The sequence below is a fragment of the Alteromonas nitratireducens genome (assembly GCF_040812025.1).
Lineage (GTDB): Bacteria > Pseudomonadota > Gammaproteobacteria > Enterobacterales > Alteromonadaceae > Alteromonas > Alteromonas nitratireducens.
On sequence record NZ_JBFNPK010000020.1, the window covers coordinates 1 to 17,071 of the forward strand.

At 47.5% G+C, this 17,071-nt stretch carries 13 protein-coding genes; 6 read left to right on the plus strand and 7 right to left on the minus strand.

Features of this window, described 5'->3' with window-relative positions; translation table 11 throughout:
* Positions 1-442 precede the first annotated feature (442 nt).
* Both AB1N33_RS14520 and AB1N33_RS14525 read left to right on the plus strand, forming a co-directional pair.
* Positions 443-1,297: a YDG/SRA domain-containing protein gene (locus tag AB1N33_RS14520; RefSeq protein WP_411272288.1), complete on the plus strand. Its 855-nt coding sequence runs from the start codon at positions 443-445 to the stop codon at positions 1,295-1,297.
* A 95-nt stretch (positions 1,298-1,392) separates the two neighbouring features.
* On the plus strand, positions 1,393-2,076 hold the full coding sequence (locus AB1N33_RS14525) for a hypothetical protein (RefSeq protein ID WP_411272289.1): 684 nt from the start codon (positions 1,393-1,395) through the stop codon (positions 2,074-2,076).
* Positions 2,077-2,326: 250 nt separating this feature from the next.
* On the opposite strand, the gene AB1N33_RS14530 is transcribed toward AB1N33_RS14525, so the two are convergent.
* The gene (locus AB1N33_RS14530) at positions 2,327-3,967 is read right to left on the minus strand and encodes a hypothetical protein (RefSeq protein ID WP_411272290.1); all 1,641 of its coding nucleotides are present in this window, start codon (positions 3,965-3,967) and stop codon (positions 2,327-2,329) included.
* A 1,200-nt stretch (positions 3,968-5,167) separates the two neighbouring features.
* Here AB1N33_RS14530 and AB1N33_RS14535 point away from each other — a divergent pair.
* The 3 genes from AB1N33_RS14535 (at position 5,168) to AB1N33_RS14545 (ending at position 7,908) form a co-directional block, all read left to right on the plus strand.
* Positions 5,168-5,881 carry a hypothetical protein gene (locus AB1N33_RS14535; RefSeq protein ID WP_411272291.1) on the plus strand — a complete coding sequence of 238 codons (714 nt, stop codon included), beginning with the start codon at positions 5,168-5,170 and terminating at the stop codon, positions 5,879-5,881.
* A gap of 53 nt (positions 5,882-5,934) precedes the next feature.
* Positions 5,935-6,606, plus strand: coding sequence for a LysE family translocator (locus AB1N33_RS14540; RefSeq protein WP_411272292.1), 672 nt, complete (start codon positions 5,935-5,937; stop codon positions 6,604-6,606).
* A 138-nt stretch (positions 6,607-6,744) separates the two neighbouring features.
* Positions 6,745-7,908: a tetratricopeptide repeat protein gene (locus AB1N33_RS14545; RefSeq protein ID WP_411272293.1), complete on the plus strand. Its 1,164-nt coding sequence runs from the start codon at positions 6,745-6,747 to the stop codon at positions 7,906-7,908.
* A 44-nt stretch (positions 7,909-7,952) separates the two neighbouring features.
* Here AB1N33_RS14545 and AB1N33_RS14550 read toward each other — a convergent pair whose 3' ends face one another.
* The 5 genes from AB1N33_RS14550 to AB1N33_RS14570 all read right to left on the minus strand — a co-directional run bounded on the left by AB1N33_RS14550 (position 7,953) and on the right by AB1N33_RS14570 (position 12,735).
* Positions 7,953-8,792, minus strand: a complete 840-nt coding sequence (locus AB1N33_RS14550; protein ID WP_411272294.1) for an isopenicillin N synthase family dioxygenase — start codon at positions 8,790-8,792, stop codon at positions 7,953-7,955.
* 144 nt (positions 8,793-8,936) lie between these two features.
* Positions 8,937-10,148 carry a NupC/NupG family nucleoside CNT transporter gene (locus tag AB1N33_RS14555; RefSeq protein WP_411272295.1) on the minus strand — a complete coding sequence of 404 codons (1,212 nt, stop codon included), beginning with the start codon at positions 10,146-10,148 and terminating at the stop codon, positions 8,937-8,939.
* Positions 10,149-10,160: 12 nt separating this feature from the next.
* Entirely contained in the window at positions 10,161-10,784 is a 624-nt protein-coding gene (gene udk, locus AB1N33_RS14560) for a uridine kinase (RefSeq protein ID WP_411272296.1), read from the minus strand.
* Positions 10,785-10,919: 135 nt separating this feature from the next.
* Positions 10,920-11,891, minus strand: a complete 972-nt coding sequence (locus AB1N33_RS14565) for a hypothetical protein (RefSeq protein WP_411272297.1) — start codon at positions 11,889-11,891, stop codon at positions 10,920-10,922.
* Positions 11,881-12,735, minus strand: a complete 855-nt coding sequence (locus AB1N33_RS14570; protein WP_411272298.1) for a type 2 periplasmic-binding domain-containing protein — start codon at positions 12,733-12,735, stop codon at positions 11,881-11,883. Before AB1N33_RS14570 ends, AB1N33_RS14565 begins: the two co-directional genes overlap by 11 nt.
* Before the next feature lie 589 nt (positions 12,736-13,324).
* Between AB1N33_RS14570 and AB1N33_RS14575 the strand changes: the two genes are divergently transcribed.
* Positions 13,325-16,393: a TonB-dependent receptor gene (locus AB1N33_RS14575; protein ID WP_411272299.1), complete on the plus strand. Its 3,069-nt coding sequence runs from the start codon at positions 13,325-13,327 to the stop codon at positions 16,391-16,393.
* A 74-nt stretch (positions 16,394-16,467) separates the two neighbouring features.
* On the opposite strand, the gene argR is transcribed toward AB1N33_RS14575, so the two are convergent.
* Positions 16,468-16,932, minus strand: a complete 465-nt coding sequence (argR, locus tag AB1N33_RS14580) for a transcriptional regulator ArgR (RefSeq protein ID WP_411272300.1) — start codon at positions 16,930-16,932, stop codon at positions 16,468-16,470.
* Positions 16,933-17,071: the final 139 nt, after the last annotated feature.

Below are 17,071 nucleotides of genomic sequence, written 5' to 3' on the forward strand. Positions count from 1 at the left end.
GATCTTAACGATCTGTGTTTCTGTGTATCGGGACTTTTTCATCAGGAGTTCTCCTTCTTGGCTCAGTGTACGCCGAAGAACTCTAAAAAGGTATGTCACTAGTTTAGGGGAGGTTTACAAAATCATTTGCCTTTGCACGTCGGGTAGGTGAATTAATATCCCATCTATCAACTCGATTGAGTATGGTTTGTCTAATCTGAATTCAATTATTTCATCATTACAGTAAGTGAAATATGCATTCTCTGGAAGGTGTGCACTGGATGTCATCAGGGCTTTGAGTTCTTCGCGAGTAATCATATTGTTTGGTTTCATAATTGATTTAGGTGTAATACGGTATTACAAAACCAAAAGACAAGAAGCTGACTCTCAGTATAGTTTTGGTTCTTTTTAATAGCTGGGTAGTAAGTGTAGACAGATACCTTCAAGGGGAGTGAAACAAGGTATGCGTACATTTGGTCATATTAAAGGGGTAGAACCAGGAGAGTGGTTCGCGAACCGCAAAGAACTGGCTAAAGCTGGGGTACATTCGCCTTTGCAGGCAGGTATTTCTGGTTCTCAGAATGAAGGAGCTGATTCTATTGTCCTTTCTGGCGGATATGAAGATGATGAAGACCTTGGTGATGTGATCGTTTATACGGGGGCCGGAGGTCAAGACGCCGACAAACGTATCCAGGTCGCACATCAGGAGCTCACCCGAACCAATCTGGCTCTGGCGAAAAGTAAACTTCTAAGACTACCTGTACGTGTTATCAGGGGACATGAGCACAAGCATGAACTTAGCCCACAGAAAGGTTACGTGTATGCAGGTTTGTATGAGGTTGAAGATTATTGGTCAGAGATCGGGAAATCCGGCTATGTGGTATGGCGTTACAGGTTGGTTGCACTTGATGCTTTATCAGGTACTGGTGAGAACGATAAAGGTGCCGGGGAAGGTAAAGTCGATAGAAGACCATCTTTGATTAATCGACTTGTCAGAAACTCTTCGCTGGCTCAGAAAGTTAAGGATATCTATAACTATGAGTGCCAGGTGTGTGGAGTAGCAATCAAAACCAGTGCTGGCCTGTATGCTGAAGCGGCTCACATTAAGCCCCTAGGACAACCTCACAACGGGCCTGATACATTGGATAACCTTCTCTGTTTATGCCCCAACCATCACGTTATGTTTGATAACGGAGCTTTGTCATTAAATGAAGACTTGTCGCTTATGGGAGAGCCAGGAAAGCTCCGAGTTAGCACAAGACATCTAATATGCATAGACTATGTTAACTACCACAGAGAGCATTACAGCAAGGCATAATGTGTAGTTGCTTATTTCGTAACTGGGACTTCTATAGTTAGAGGAGGAAAACTATTCTTATCACAATAAATGACCCAACTTCATGGCCGACGGATGTGACTGATTTTTTTGAGTCACATTATAGATATTTCCTGGGCTGGGAATGTAGATGCATAAACAAAACTTCGTCGCACGAATATGATGCAGCAATAAAAAAGCTTCGGGATTTGTTGAGAAACCACACATTAATCGGATATCACTGCACAAAACTAACCAAGAAAGAAATAACACATATCGAACAAAAGGGGATGCAGTTACAAAACGCAGAGTCGCTTAAAGAAAGAATATTATCCCTTAAAAGTGATCGCGTAATAACAGCTGATATTGCGGAGTTACTGATTGAGAGAAATCAGGCTGATGATGTTTGTCGAAAGAATAAGTTGTGGTTTTGTTTCTTCGAGCCGTTGCTTGATCCTGATGGGATTAAACGACTCTTTCGTTCTTGGGGTGGTGAGGCTCTTTATAACTTGCATGAACATAATCCGAAAACCGGTCAAATCCTTAGAGAGATCGGAACTCCTTGTGTCATTAAAGCTAAGGTACCGGTTATTGACCTTATAGAAAGCTACTATCCAGATAGTCCCATGATAAGAACATTTCTATCAAAGAAAGGTCACCAAATCGAAAACAGTACGGAACATGAAGGGTTTAGCATAAGAGATATAAGCGTTCAGAATATTATTCAAATAATCAGACATCCAAGCAAAGAGTTCCAGGCGCTTACATTATGTAATTGTTGATGCGGCTGTAATATCCATTCCCTAATATTGTAGCCAAAGGTGAGCAGGAGAACTGCTATGTTGGCTTTCTTCGTCCCATTCGGTAGCACTTCTGAAGTTTAATAGCTCATGGTTACACTTGTTCGAAAGTTGATTTAAACCCAGTAGCATCCGAAACTTTATTTAGCATTGGACGCCAACATCAAATCTTCAGCCCTTTGCTATTACCTGAATATTATAAAGATATTCTAGAAGTATTTTTTAAGTCACTCTAACTGGTGAACTTTACAAGACGGTGTTTATTCAAAGGGCTGGCATCTGCGATTTTCTGAAATACGTTTTGAATTTTCCCTCTCAGTTCTGCGTTGCTTCCAGAAAGTAAAATGAATACTTGGATATTGGCCGAATGCTCCGGCCCATCGAAAGATAAGAACAGGTCATATATTTCGTCTTCTGTCAGTTGAGCAAGAATATCTGCTTCCTTTTGATTATAAGAGTTCGTCCCTCGCCGTCTTTCCAATATTTCGTCTACCGTCGGTGGTGGATCAATCTCTTTCAAAGCAAACTCCACTCGCTTGATCATTTCTTCATCCTTGACTTGGAATGCGCCGTCGGTTATTGACCTTAACTTGTCAGGGTTGCTCTTATTCGCTTCGATAAACAGGTCAATAAGTTCATTAGCCAGGTCATTCTTATCCAAGATCCTTAAAACGTTAATCCCCTGGCTGTACTGATATAATGAAGCATCAGAGGCTACTTGTCTTAAGCCTGCATCGAACGCTTCAGCTACCTCCTTTTCATTACTCTTAAATGAGGAATGGAAGAGTTTCCAGGCTTTGGATAGTTCCAGACTTCTCTTCTCTACGTCAATTGCTTGCTGAAGTGTGTCACAGAGTGTCAATAGATTTTCAGGTGTCGCAAATCCGTCCTTAATACTTTTACCTAAAATGGAAAGAAGTGGTCGTGGATACCCATAATCAAAGATGCCGAGTTTGGCATCCCATTGTACTTCCTTGTCTGTTTTATCATCAGAGTCAGGCAATGCTTTCAAATAATCCGCTTTGTCATCAAGCGCATAGTCAAGAGATGGAATTCTTTCTTCATCAGACCCATGGCAGTAATAACACCAACTGAGCACCACGATACCGAGTACAATTTGCTCCTGTATTTGTTCGTCATAATGACTAACCATCGTTAAGTGGTCGTTAATATGCATTTGCATCCTCAGCAAAACACGCCGATTTACGACTTGGAGTGAAATACAGTGTTCTCGGATAAATTGTTTAAAAGGAAATTCGTACGGAAAGGTGGTATCGAAACAGTATTCTGGAGTCGGAGAGAACTGAATCTGTGTGTCGACTACTTTCTCTTTATATGTGGCATAGTCACTAAAAGTTTTCCCGCCGGCATCTTCGTTAAGTAGCAAAACAACTTTGCATTTTTTCTGCTCCTTTAGAAACGAAACTAGTCCCATGAAATCCTTAATTTCTACACCATCACTTCTGCGCTCAATGTCATCAAAACAAATCACAGTTTCAGCTAAAGACAATTTAGAAATCGAGCTGATCAGGCCTCCGATACCACCAACATAGCGGGTGATATAGGGTATCTTCGTGTCTTTTACTAGTTCTGCAAGTCGCTTTGAATACCCTTTGATATCTGGCTTTTCACCTATTTTAGAAGTATTTACAGCGTTTAAAAAAACAGCCTCTTTGATTTCGGCGAGTGAGTTTAAACCAAACAGGGACACGTATGCGTAAGACCCTAACGCAAAGTCCTCCTTATATTTTTTTGTAATTCTCTCCCATTCGAATGTCTTTCCTATCCCCCACTTGCCGACGATGGAAAGAACTTCAGGGTGGGCAGACTTTAGAAACTTGACTATTTTTTCTTCGACGATTTCTACACTCATTCCGTATTCCTTTTTACCTGTTTTCCGTATCCTAGGTTTAACGAGCCAACAGCTATTATTTGTCGTCGTAACTCTGTACACATCGAAAAAGGTGCCATGTAAAAAAGCTAAAGCCCATTAAACAGAAACGATAGTTTCAGTCTGATGCGCTAAGTGAGAATCAGTATTGGCTCTCACAGGGAGTAACTTATGGGATTATTTTGCTATCTGTTGGTCTTTCCTTGACGTATGACTTATCGTAATAGACTGTTTCACTAAGCACAATCAGTGTCATTCCGTTCATCGCTTCGCTTTCTTGATGAATGCTACTTTATGTCTGAAGTTATATGTACTGCGCAGGTTTGTTCTGAATTATTGATAAGTGGTTCTATTGCCGTAGAGCATGTCTATCGAATGGAATATTGCGCTTTTAGTCGAAAAGGTCTGTGACCACAATGTGACCATCTACAGGCGTAAACTGGCGGATCTGGACTAACACCTCAAAACAAGGGTTGAGTCTGCATAAGACTTTGAAAGACAAAGGGAAACTGCCCTACGGTTCAAGTCCGCCCCTGGGCACCACTCTAAGACCGACGAAAGTCGGTTTTTTTGTGCCTGAAATACGGCGCGGTTACAAAGTGATACAAATTCCAACATCGTCTTAACCTGTTTTGCGTTAAATGCCATAGACGTTCTGTCTTACTCATGAAAGACTGCTGTTTCAGTCGTTTAGATTCAAATAGACGGCAGTATTGCTGGCCAGGCCGGCGCTCACAACGCAAAAATATCCCGCAAGCAAGGATGGCTTTTGTTTTGTTCTCTGTGCGTTTCGTAAAGTGAAAGGCACTTCGTTCCTTATTTTTCGCCCTTTAGACAAGGAGATTGGCGTGCGTAAATTAACCGCTCTTATTTTATTCGGTCTGGTTGCACTTGGTGGCTGTCAGTCCACTTCATCCAGCAATGATACTGCACAAAGCACAGACGCCCGCACTGAGGTGTCAGATGCATGTGAGGCATCTACTGGTTCACGTCTTCGTAAAAGAAGTTGCTAAACCTGTTTCAGGGAGTGACGCGCTCCCTGTCTGCCTCTCTCATAATTGCTGACTCCCTGCCTTAGGTATCACGCCGTATTCGCCGGTATTAACCCCCTCATTGCGAGTTATTCTGCCCTTATTACTATGGTAACCCTGTAGTTGCTTGATACGGGCTATCCAGAATTCGATGAACATCAATACTCAACTGACACTGTCGCATATACAGGATGCCTATAAGGCAATGGTGACGATGCTGTTTGCCAGACCTTTGGTTGTGGTGCTCATCGTTGCGCTCGCGTCTTTGCTTGACGTCATTCCGGATGCGGTGTTTCCGGCAAAAATGGCGGCTTATGCCGCGGCCATGACACTGCTTACTGTGGTCATTACCACACTGTATCGCCGGGGAAGCTGGCGGGGCGTTCTGACGGAATTGCGGTTTCAGATGGGGTTGCTCGTACCGGCGGTGCTGCTGATCATGGTGCTAAGCCTGCTTGGGTTCGCCGTTGCACAATGGCTGGGTGCTGATGGCGCGACGACTGTCTCATCACCACCGCCGGCTTCTCTGGATACGATGACGTGGATGATCGCCGGGCTTGCGACAGGGCTTATTGCTGTAGCGCAGATCCTGCCGTATGTCCTTGCACATTTTTGTCGTGGACTGACCATTTCACGCGAGCAGGGGGAGCAGATCTGGGTACGGTTGATGCTGAATCCACTGGTTTTGTTGTCTTTTACTCCATTGTCCTTTTTGATGGTGGTGTGCCTGGTACTGAAAAGCAGTGCGGCATGGGTGTTTTTACTGGGCGCAACCTACAGTTGTTTTCTGCTGTTTACCGTCTTTAACATCCCGCAGGCGCCAGAGCGACAAGCGCACCAGGCTGCATTAACACAACCGGTGTGATGTAACGTAGCCGGGTTGCACCTGACAGGGCGGATGACTATGCTAAGCCTCTGTTGTTCTGCGCAGATGTTGTTGTCGTGTCACTGGATGTGCTTACCGGGTTTGGCTTATCGGTGCTCTTACTGAGCTTGTCACCCGGCCCCTCAAATCTTTATATCATGGCCTGTACGCTAAGTGGCGGTCGCGTAGCTGGCGTGGCGGCGGCAGGGGGGATGGCTGTTGGCAGCCTGACGTATACGCTGCTGGTGGCCTTTGGACTGGCGTCGCTTATCCTCCTGTCCCCGCTCGCATTCATTCTGTTAAAGCTCTGTGGTGCGGGCTATCTGATCTTTCTAGGGTTAAAGAGTATGAAGGTGACCCCTGTGCATGCGGATACCCCGGTCAGGGAGCGCGGTGCCAGAAGTGTGTTGCGTCAGAGTATCATTGTGGAGCTGACAAACCCGAAAACAGGGTTGTTTTTTATTGCTTTTCTGCCTCAGTTTGCCAGTCCGCAGGCAGGTAACATGGCAGGGCAACTGATATTGCTCGGGCTTTTCTATGCACTGATAGCATTGTGCTGCGACCTGCTGGTGGTGTCCCTGTCGGGGCAACTGGCAACGCTGTTGAACAGGAAGGGGGATGGTGAACAAGTCTGGCTGGTGGCTCAGCAGCGACTGGCGGCACTTATTCTGCTTGGCCTGGGAAGCTATATCCTTATCGTCGAAGTGCTGCAGCAAGTGTTCTGAGACGGTGTAGTGTCAACCTGACGGGTAACCTCTGGTTATCGCCCGGCGCGATATTTGTGCGTATGGCCGTGTTTATTTAGTGAACATTTTGCGCTCTTCTATACTCTAACTAACAATCAGGTTGTTGGAGACGGCGGTATGAAATACATCCTGCACAGTTTATTTATTTTCGTTTGCGCGGGGTTAGCTGGCTGTGCGACGACCGGGCCCTCGCAGGTTTATAACCCCGCAGAGCTTCTCAATGATAGTCTCTTCATCGGTTATCGTGATGTGTCTGTTGAATCAGAAGATGAGATTTTTGCACTGAGCGACGAGGCCAAAACCTTTGTTAAGCAACGAACCACAGATGAACTCGACGAGGAAGTGAACATACGCAACCTGATGTATGCGATTTTTGACCATGCAGATATGGGGCTGATTTATCAGGGCGATGCCAATACCGTTGCCAGCGACACGTTTGCCAATCGGGCAGCCAATTGCCTTTCACTCTCTATTATGACGTACGCGATGGCCAGATACGCTGGCTATCAGGCAACGTTTTTCGAGGTTGATATCCCCGAATACTGGACCCGCCAACAGGGTTTTAGCCTGATCAACGGTCATGTTAATTTGCGTATTGTCAGTCCGGCGTATAACGATGTGACCCGGTTTAAGGATGACTTTGTCGATGTGGATTTCGATCCCCAGACTATCCGGCAGTATTTTCCTCGTATCGCAATAAATAAGGCCAGAGTGGTAGCCATGTTCTACAACAACAAGGGGGCTGACGCGCTGATTGATAAAGATTTTGATAAGGCCTACGCGTATTTTCGCGCTGCTGCGATAACCGCGCCGGAACTTGCACAGACCTGGACCAACCTGGGTGTATTGTACCGTTTTGCGTGGGCGCTGGATGATGCCGAACGAACCTACCGGTACGTCCTGGCTAATGACGATAACAACCTGACAGCGTGGGAAAATCTGTCGTTACTGTACCGTCATCAGGGCAATCACGACGATGCCGATGCGATTATGGCAAAGGTTGAGTCAAAACGCCGTGACAACCCGTTTTATCACTTTATTCTGGGTGAGAAAGCGGTTGAAAACGAAGCGTATGCCGAAGCGCTGACGCACTATCAACGCGCAATGCGCCTGAACAGTCAGCGCCATGAAATCATGTTTGGACTGGTTAAGGCCTATTACGGTCTTGGGGATATATCAAAAGCCAGGCGCTATCTTGAAATGGCTGAGCGGTTCGCCCAAAGCCAGCAGGATGAGAAGCGGTACCACAGCAAACTTGCGGTGCTCCAGTCCAGCCTGTAAAAAAATCCCTGCGCACTGGCAGGGATTTTCGATGTTTTAACGTGTCAGATAACACCCAGTTCTTTCAGACGTTCCTGTAGGTAACTCTTCGCGGTGTGACGCTCTGACAGCACCACATCCGGTCGGGGGTGCAGGAACAAAGGCAGTGAGATACGTGACTTTGTCATGTCTGCATTTTCCGGGTTGATCACGCGGTGCGTGGTTGAAGGAAAGTAACCACCTGATGCTTCCTGCAGCATATCACCAATGTTCACAATCAGGTTGCCGAAATCACACGGTACATCCAGCCAGCTGCCGTCTTTAGCTTTAACCTGCAGGCCAGGCTCATTGGCTGCCGGCAGAATGGTCAACAGGTTAATGTCCTCGTGCGCGGCGGCGCGAATGGCATCCGGCTCTTCGTCACCCTTGAGCGGCGGATAATGCAGAACGCGCAGCAGTGTCTGATCGCTGTCTTTGATCATGTCAGACAGTGGCTGGCTGTAGTGACTTGCCACATCTTCCGGCGAGTGTGCCTCAACCCAGCTGAGCAGCTCACTGGCCAGGCTGGTGGCTTCATTGTAGTAAGTTGCCAGTTGTGGTCTCAGTGATTCAGGACATTGTCCCCACGGATAAAAGTGGAAATATTCCTTAATGTCTTTTTTGGTAAAACCTTTGGCAACCTCAGACACGCTCTGTGGGAAGAAGCCATCCTGCGTGCCTTTGTTGTAGAGATACTGGTTTTTTTCTTCGCTGTCGAAAAAGTTCTGCCAGGTGGCGTAGATGTCAGACACCATCGACTGCTTGATAGGGTGGTTTTTCAGTACACCGAAGCCTGTTTCTCTGAGCGACTCAACGAACAGTTCGGCGGCGTTGTCAGCCTGATAATCTACAGCAACTAATTGCATAACATAATCCTGTTTGAGTTCACCGCGGGTTCTTAATCATAGACCGGCTGGTAAAAAAAGTAACAGAGGCCGGCATCACCGGCCCCTAAAAACGAGGGTAATGTATACAAACCTGACCATTTAGTCTAGTTTTTTGGGAAGGAATTATCCGAGCGAAAGATAAAACCCTGCCAGTGAGGCACTCATGAGATTGGACAGCGTAGCCGCAAAGACCGCTTTCAGCCCGAGTTTGGCAATTTCCTTGCGACGTGTAGGCGCCATCGCCCCAATACCGCCCATAAGAATGGCGATAGACGAAAAGTTAGCAAAACCACACAATGCAAAGGTGATGATAGCCTGAGATACGTCAGACAGGGCTTCACGGCTCTCCAGGAAGCTCAGGTAGGCGACGAATTCGTTAACCACGACTTTCTGACCAATGAAACTTCCCGCCAGTGCCGCTTCTTCCCACGGCACACCAATTGCCCAGGCCAGCGGTTGAAGCAGGTAACCCAGGATACCCTCGAATGTGACGTTCTCGTAACCCAGCAGCCCGCCTGTCCAGCCAACCAGTCCGTTGAACATAGCAATCAGTGCGATAAACGCCAGCAGCATCGCGCCGACATTCAGTGCCAGTTGCAAACCCGCCGCGGCACCACTGGCTGCTGCGTCGAATACATTGGCATAACCGGTGTCTTCAGCGTCAACCTGCTCCAGTTCATCATTGGCTTTCTGAGACTCCGGCAACATGATTTTCGCCATCAGAAGACCGCCTGGCGCTGCCATAAAACTGGCTGCAAGCAGGTATTTTAGCTCAACCCCCATACCCGCATAGCCCGCCATCACCGAGCCGGCAATTGAGGCCAGCCCACCGACCATGATGGCAAACAGTTCCGAACTGGTCATATGAGGAATAAACGGTCTGACGACCAGCGGCGCTTCAGTTTGACCGACAAAAATATTGGCCGCCGATGACATAGACTCAGGCCGCGACGTCCCCAGCACTTTTTGCAGAAAACCGCCAATAAGCCGAATAATGACGCCCATGATCTTGAGGTGATACAGCACGGCAATCAGTGATGAGAAGAAGATAATGACCGGAAGTACATTGAAGGCGAAGATAAAGCCAATTGACTTGTCACCGACAGGACCAAACAGAAAGTTAATCCCCTGCTGACTGTAGTCAATGATATTGGCAACAAAACGGGTGAGTTGTAATAACGCCTGTTTGCCGGGCTCAAAATACAGGATCAGCGCCCCAATCGTTGCCTGGAGCGCGAACGCGCCGCCAACCGTCCGCCAGTTGATCCCTGACCGTGATGATGACATTGCCCAGGCAATAAACAGCAGCAGCGCAATGCCTATCAGACTTCCCATAACTTCTTTCCTTTAATTTAGTGCCTGCTGTATATGTGACTTGATCACATCCAACGCAATTTGGTTTTTTCCGCCCTGCGTTACCACCACATCCGCAGTAAAACGACTGGGTTCAATGAACTGGTGGTACATCGGCTTGACAGTTTGTTCATACTGCTTGGCAACAGAGTCCAGTGTCCGTCCGCGTTCTTTAACGTCCCGCATCATGCGACGCATCAGGCAGATATCCAGCGGCGTATCGATAAAGATTTTCACATCGTAGCTGGGTAGCAATTCAGGGCGCGCCAGCAGCATGATACCTTCAAGAATGATTACCGGTGCCGGGTTCAGACGTTCTGTTTCTGGCAGCCGCGTATGGGTTTTAAAGCAGTACTGAGGATAATCGATAGGTTCACCTTTTCTCAGAGCCTGAAGATGGGCCTTGAGCAACTCGTGTTCAAACGCGTTAGGGTGATCGTAATTATTCTTTTCGCGCACTTCCATAGGCAGGTGATCCTGCGCACGGTAATAATGATCTTCACGCAAAACCTGTACAGGCTTACCCTGTGAAGAAAAAGCATCAAATAAATTTTGGGTAAAAAGCGACTTGCCGGACCCTGATGCGCCGGATATCGCAATAATTAAAGGCGATTGCATAGTGAATGACGTCTGATTTTCCTGGTGCAAAGATACGCGTTTGCCGTTTCAGGATCAATCTTAACATCCTAAAACAGGCGATTTCAGCGTGTTCCCGCAGCAAAATGGTGGGAATGTAATCAGCGACAGCGGATGTTATTTACCGATAATTTCGACATCCTCTTCACAGATCTCAGGCAGCGCATAAGAATGCTGCTTCGATCGCGAGCCCTCACCTTGCGCACGTGGCGGATAATAACGCTCTTTACAGTCATTCCATGCGAAAAACACCTCATCAAGTGCGGCGCGCACTTCACTCAGTGTTTTATCCAGATTTGCGTTAAAGTCGGGGCGCTTGCGTTTGGTATGACCCAGCTCAATAAGCCGGGCAAACACTCTGTTGGCCAGGGTAATCAGGGGTTCCGGTACATCTTTGTGGTGCTGGAGGGGCATGCCCGGGTTTTCAATGCAGTAACGAATGAGCGCGGTGTAGAAACACAGAGGTTTATTCTGAAGTGTCACCTTCACATCATCCACGCCGTTTCCAATGGTTTTGTCATTCAGATTAATAACCAGTTTCGGGGTAGCCGGTTCGGAAATATCCCGCAGTCTGGTCGCACGTTTTCTGCGTCGAACAAAAGCAATGATGACCAGCGGCGTCGCCAGTGCAGTGAGGATAACGGGAGGCAGAGTGATACCGGTAAAATCTGACAGCGGCCGCGCGACTGTCACAATGGTGATGGTTTGCTCAGGCGTGTTCAGTCTTATCGTTTCTCTTACCGGGAAAGCATAAAGCGGATCCTCGCTCACCACGCCCTGGATTGAGCGTACTCGTACCGGATAATTTCTGGCTTCAATGTCGCGGTTGAGCTGTTCGAGGTAGCGTGTAACCGCGGGCTGATTAACCGGCGTATTGAGTGATGCATTACCGACGTCAATAAATGCCTGGTCCAGACTGACACGTTTTTCGATATTGTCCAGAGCCCGATGGGTCTGATACCAGCCGCCGGCAAGCTGACCGAGGACAGAGGAGAACTCAAGTAGCAGCCATAGTATGACAAGCCGAATGAGCAGCTTAAAACCCTCATTGGTGGTCCACTGAAACTGACCGGAATCGTTATTGCCCATCCCGGCACTCCTTGCTGAAACTGACATTCTGGTAATACGAATTAGGGTGCTGCGCGGCAATATCCGACAATATTGCCTGGATGGCGCAGGTCAGGTCGGTATTGCGGGATGGCAATTTCAAATACCATTCCATGCCGCTGACATCAGTAGTAAGCGGAGTAATGTAGTTTTTTGAAAGAATGGCATCATCTCCCGCACCCCAGTACGAAGAAATAATATCAACCTCGCCGGCCAGCAGTGCGCGGCGCAGTTCCTGATGGGAATTGTAATATTGCAGGTTAACGCTGTTATCTGTCAGCCCGAGTCTCGTTAACACCTTTTTGGGAACGCTGTGTCCTGACCGACTGCTCGGGTAATCTAACAGACCAATAATCTTACCTAACAAATATTCTTTACTTAACGTTGGCTTTTCCCGCAGAGAGATAAGGTATGCGCTGTAGTCAGGGTAGCTGGCAATGCGCTCGTAGCCATAGATTGCATCTGCTTCAAAGGCTCGCAGGATATTACCTTTGATTAGCGCCAGATCTGCAATGCCATGGTTAATATAGCGAAAGGTATCGTAGTCGTTTTGGCCAATAAATACCGAGACATCACCAAACTGACGCTTTACCACAGGGTTATCGCACAATGCCTCGGTGAGTGATGAGGTAAGTGTGGCGTCGGTCATATACACTGTCAGCGATTCGCTGTTAGTCGACAGCGACTGCCGGCAATGAACTGTTTCTCCGGCAGCGGCAGGCAAAGGGGCGAGTGGCGACAGATACTCCTGCATTGCAATGCCGGCACACAAGGCCATGCCCAGTGCCAGTAAAAGCCCTGTTAACCGACGGATAATATGTGACACAACATCCCAGACTAAGAAAATTACTTTATTTAATAACCAGATTTCACCAGTTAAACTTATTTAAATCAACCGGTAAGTTTACCTGTTGATGTTAACGTGTTGTTTTTATTTGGTTTTGTATAAATAAATTTGAATCTGCTTAAACGCTGTTTATTAGTGCGCCAACTCGTCAGACTTGACGGGATAAATGAACCAGGTGTGCGAACCTGACAATTAAATAAAATTGCTGACCAAGTGGTTAGTTTTTGTTTTTTAAAGAGTTTTAAAAACAACGTGTTAAACGCGGATTTTTATTACCCGGTGTCATGAAGTTGCAATAATCAACACGCACACTTTGTCGCCGGTTAATCGAAGCGTCTTTTGTTTCAGGACGAAACGGTCAGCGTCGGTGAGGCTTTCTGGCCGGGATCGATGGCGCAGACTGCTGGTTCTGGTGTGCTGGTTCGGTAACACAGACAGGAAAGAATTTGACAATTCAAAGGCGAAACACCTTTTTTGTCACAAAAGTGTCATATGTAGTATAAATAATATGCTGCATTCGGCGGGAATATTAATAATAAAGCCCCGCACAACATTAAGGGAAACACACATGATTACTTCATCCAAGCTAAGCCGCGTTGCGGTAGCTGTGGCATTGTCCGTTGGACTATCCACTGCTGCTATGGCGCAGGAAACATCATCTGCCATCCGAGGCAACATCACTGGACCACAGGGTAACCCTGCTCCTGGTACAGTGGTTACTGTTAAGCACGTACCAACTGGTGCGATCAAGACGGTAACAACCAACTCTAGCGGTCAGTTTTCACTGAGTGGTCTGCGTGTTGGTGGTCCGTATGAAATTACGCTGGATTCAGATACATTCGATGACACTAAAGTGTCTGACGTTTACCTGACTCTGGGTGAGCCACTGGATTTCAACTACGCACTGGCAGCTGAGTCAGACATTGAAGTTATCGAAATTTCTGCGTCTGCAATGAGTGTGTCAATGTTCGGTCAGATGGGGCCTTCTGCTTCTTTCGACCTGCAGCGTCTTGAAAATGCACCTGCTATCAACCGTAACATCACCGATATCATCCGTATCGACCCGCGTGTTTACGTTGACGAGACAAGCGGTGACGCGAACCCGGTACAGTGTGTGGGTAAATCTAACCGTTTCAACAGCCTGACTGTTGACGGTGTTAAAATGAACGACTCTTTCGGTCTGGGTTCAAATGGTTACCCAACCGTTCGTATGCCTTTCTCTTATGACGCTATCGATCAGGTTACTGTTGAGATTGCGCCGTTCGACGTACAGTACTCAGGTTTCACTGGCTGTAACATCAACGCGGTAACTAAGTCTGGTACCAACGAAATCCACGGTGGCTTCTTCTACGACTACGGTTCAAATGACCTGCAGGGCGACTCTCTGGAAGGTGACGATGTTGTTGCGCCTGATTACAGCGACAAGCGTTACGGCTTCACACTGGGTGTACCTCTGCTGAAAGACACGCTGTTTGGTTTCGTGTCTTACGAAAAGTATGAAGGTAAGAGCCTGTTCACCCGCGGTGCACTGGGTTCAGGAGCAATCAACGAAGTCTTCCTGCGTCAGCAAGACCTGGATGAAATCGTGCGCATTGCAAACGAAAAATACCAGTATGATCCAGGCCCGGTTCCTACCAGCATGGACGAAGAAGATGAAAAGCTTCTGGTTAAACTCGACTGGAACATCAATGAAAACCATCGTCTGAGCTATACCTATAACTACAACGATGGTTATTTCATTAACACGTCTGACGGTGACGCGAACGAATTCGAGCTGGAAAATCACCTGTATGAAGTGGGTGCTGAGCTGAATTCACACGTTGTGTCTCTGTACTCTGACTGGACTGATAAGTTCTCTACCGAGCTGCGTGTTTCTCGCCTTGAGCTGGACAACCGTCAGCTTTCTCTGGAAAACAGCACCGGCCAGGTTGGTGGTATCACTTTTGGTGAAATGCAGATCAACGTGGTTGAACCAGTGTCGGGTGAAAGAACAACCGTTTACATCGGTGGTGACGACAGCCGTCAGGCAAACGACCTGAACTACGACGTAGACGGCCTGATCCTGCGCGGTTACTACGCAACAGATAACGGTCACGACCTGACGTTCGGTTACGAGCGTGAAGCACTGAACGTGTTCAATGTATTCGTACAGCACACTGAAACAGAAATTCGTTTCGGCAGCATTGAAGCGTTTGAAGCCGGTCTGCCAGGCGCGATTTACTACAACAACGCACCTTCTGGTAACCCTGAAGATGCCGCCGCTGACTGGGGCTATGAAACCCACGCGGCATACATCCAGGATCAGTTCAACTTCAATGATGATCTGACACTGAAAGTGGGCCTGCGTTATGACTGGTACACGTCAAGCGATCGTCCTACTGAGAATGCAGAGTTTGTAGCAGAATATGGTTTTTCTAACTCTGCAAACCTGGACGGCGAAGGTCTGATCCAGCCACGTATCGGCTTCAACTACTACCTGAACGACAGCACTGAGCTACACGGTGGTCTGGGTCTGTTCTCTGGCGGTAACCCGAACGTATGGTTGTCTAACAACTTCTCAAACAACAATGTACTGCAGTTCGGTCAGCGTGGCCGTAACTTCGGTTACACCGACGGTTCACGCAGTCTGTTTGACGACGATATCGTATGGAAAGGCGTGGAAGACGGTGCACCGGCAGGACCCGGTTATGGTATCCCTGGTGAACTGTATGATGCAGTTGCCGCTGGTCAGGGCGCTAACTTCGAAATTAACTACCTGGATCCAAGCTTCGACATTCCGTCTGAACTGAAGTTTGCATTCGGCATGACGCATGAAACCGAAGAAGGTTACTTCGTGCAGGCAGATCTGTTGGTGTCTCAGACACGTGACCAGGCTATCGTTCTGCGTGGTGACTTAGAGCAGGTTGGCACGAACGCAGATGGTTATCCAATCTATGACAGTGTTCGTATGCCATCATTTGTGCTGACTAACTCTGACGAAGATGCGATGTCTTACACTGTGTCATTCGGTGTGTCTAAAGACTGGGATAACGGCATCAGCCTGATTGCAGGTTATGCTTACAACCATGCTGAAGATATTCAGCCAATGACCAGTTCTGTCGCGTTCTCTAACTACCAGAACCGTGCGTTCTTTGACCCGCAGGAGCAGGTTGCCTCTCTGTCTGATTACAACATTGAGCACCGTCTGACTGCGTCACTGACGTACACTGTTGAACTGTTTGATGGATTCCCAACCACCTTTGGTGCGTTCGGTATGATTCAGTCTGGTAAGCCATTCAGCCGCACATACCCGCGTTCTGATGACAACGGCACTGACGTGAACGACATCTACAACTTCAACCCGTATCTGGACAGCAACAACGTACTGCCTCCAGGTTACGAGCGTAACGGTGAAGACGGTTCGTGGTGGAACAAGGTTGACCTGCGTATCACGCAGCAACTGCCTGGCCTGATGGATGGTCATCGTGCAAGTGCGTTTGTGGTGTTCGACAACTTCACAAACTTCCTGAACGACGACTGGGGTATCGCCGAGCGCGTTCCATTCAATACAGCTGACTTTGACACGTCTAACCCAGAAACACGTCGCGGTGACGCGTCGCTGTGGGAAGTACGTGTAGGTGTTGAATACAGCTTCTAAGCAAGCTGACAACCTTGCAATAAAAAAACCCGCTTCGGCGGGTTTTTTTATGCGAGAAAAAGATAAAAAATAATTCAGACGCTCTCGAATAAGTTCTCAACGCGCTGTCTGACTTCTTCAATGCGGCTGACATCGGCGGGTGCAATGAAAATAGTGTCGTCGCCCGCGATGGTTCCAAGTACGCCGTCCTTCTGACTTAATGAGTCAAGCAGTCGGGCAATCAGTTGTGCTGCGCCAGGGCTGGTGCGAATAATCACCATGACATTGTTGTGTACAATATCCAGAACCAGTTGTTTCAGCGGGCTTTTAGCCGTCGGCATGCCAAGTTCAGGGGGCAGGCAGTAGACCATGTCGCCACGTGCATTACGGGTACGCACTGCGCCATATTTGCTTAGCATACGTGAGACTTTTGACTGGCTGATATTATCAAAACCCTGACTTTTTAATGCAGACACGATGTCGCCCTGCGAGCCGGCACTTTCCTGTTTGAGAATTTCTTTAAAGGCTTTAATAAGTTGTTCTTGCTTTTGATTCGCCATGTTGCCGTTACTACTGTGATGAATGTCGGGATATTGTGCCGTACAGGTGAACTTTCTTCAATTTAAATGCATAATCATTCACGTTCCTGAATATTGTCAGATTGTCGGGTATAATGTCGTCTACGACGATCAGATGATT

Excerpts from the sequence above, each read along its gene's own strand:
- AB1N33_RS14535 (WP_411272291.1), top strand. The coding sequence starts at position 5,168 with ATGAACATCAATACTCAACTGACACTGTCGCATATACAGGATGCCTAT.
- AB1N33_RS14555 (WP_411272295.1), bottom strand. The coding sequence starts at position 10,148 with ATGGGAAGTCTGATAGGCATTGCGCTGCTGCTGTTTATTGCCTGGGCA.
- argR (WP_411272300.1), bottom strand. The coding sequence starts at position 16,932 with ATGGCGAATCAAAAGCAAGAACAACTTATTAAAGCCTTTAAAGAAATT.
- AB1N33_RS14530 (WP_411272290.1), bottom strand. The coding sequence starts at position 3,967 with ATGAGTGTAGAAATCGTCGAAGAAAAAATAGTCAAGTTTCTAAAGTCT.
- AB1N33_RS14520 (WP_411272288.1), top strand. The coding sequence starts at position 443 with ATGCGTACATTTGGTCATATTAAAGGGGTAGAACCAGGAGAGTGGTTC.
- udk (WP_411272296.1), bottom strand. The coding sequence starts at position 10,784 with ATGCAATCGCCTTTAATTATTGCGATATCCGGCGCATCAGGGTCCGGC.
- AB1N33_RS14575 (WP_411272299.1), top strand. The coding sequence starts at position 13,325 with ATGATTACTTCATCCAAGCTAAGCCGCGTTGCGGTAGCTGTGGCATTG.
- AB1N33_RS14550 (WP_411272294.1), bottom strand. The coding sequence starts at position 8,792 with ATGCAATTAGTTGCTGTAGATTATCAGGCTGACAACGCCGCCGAACTG.
- AB1N33_RS14565 (WP_411272297.1), bottom strand. The coding sequence starts at position 11,891 with ATGGGCAATAACGATTCCGGTCAGTTTCAGTGGACCACCAATGAGGGT.
- AB1N33_RS14545 (WP_411272293.1), top strand. The coding sequence starts at position 6,745 with ATGAAATACATCCTGCACAGTTTATTTATTTTCGTTTGCGCGGGGTTA.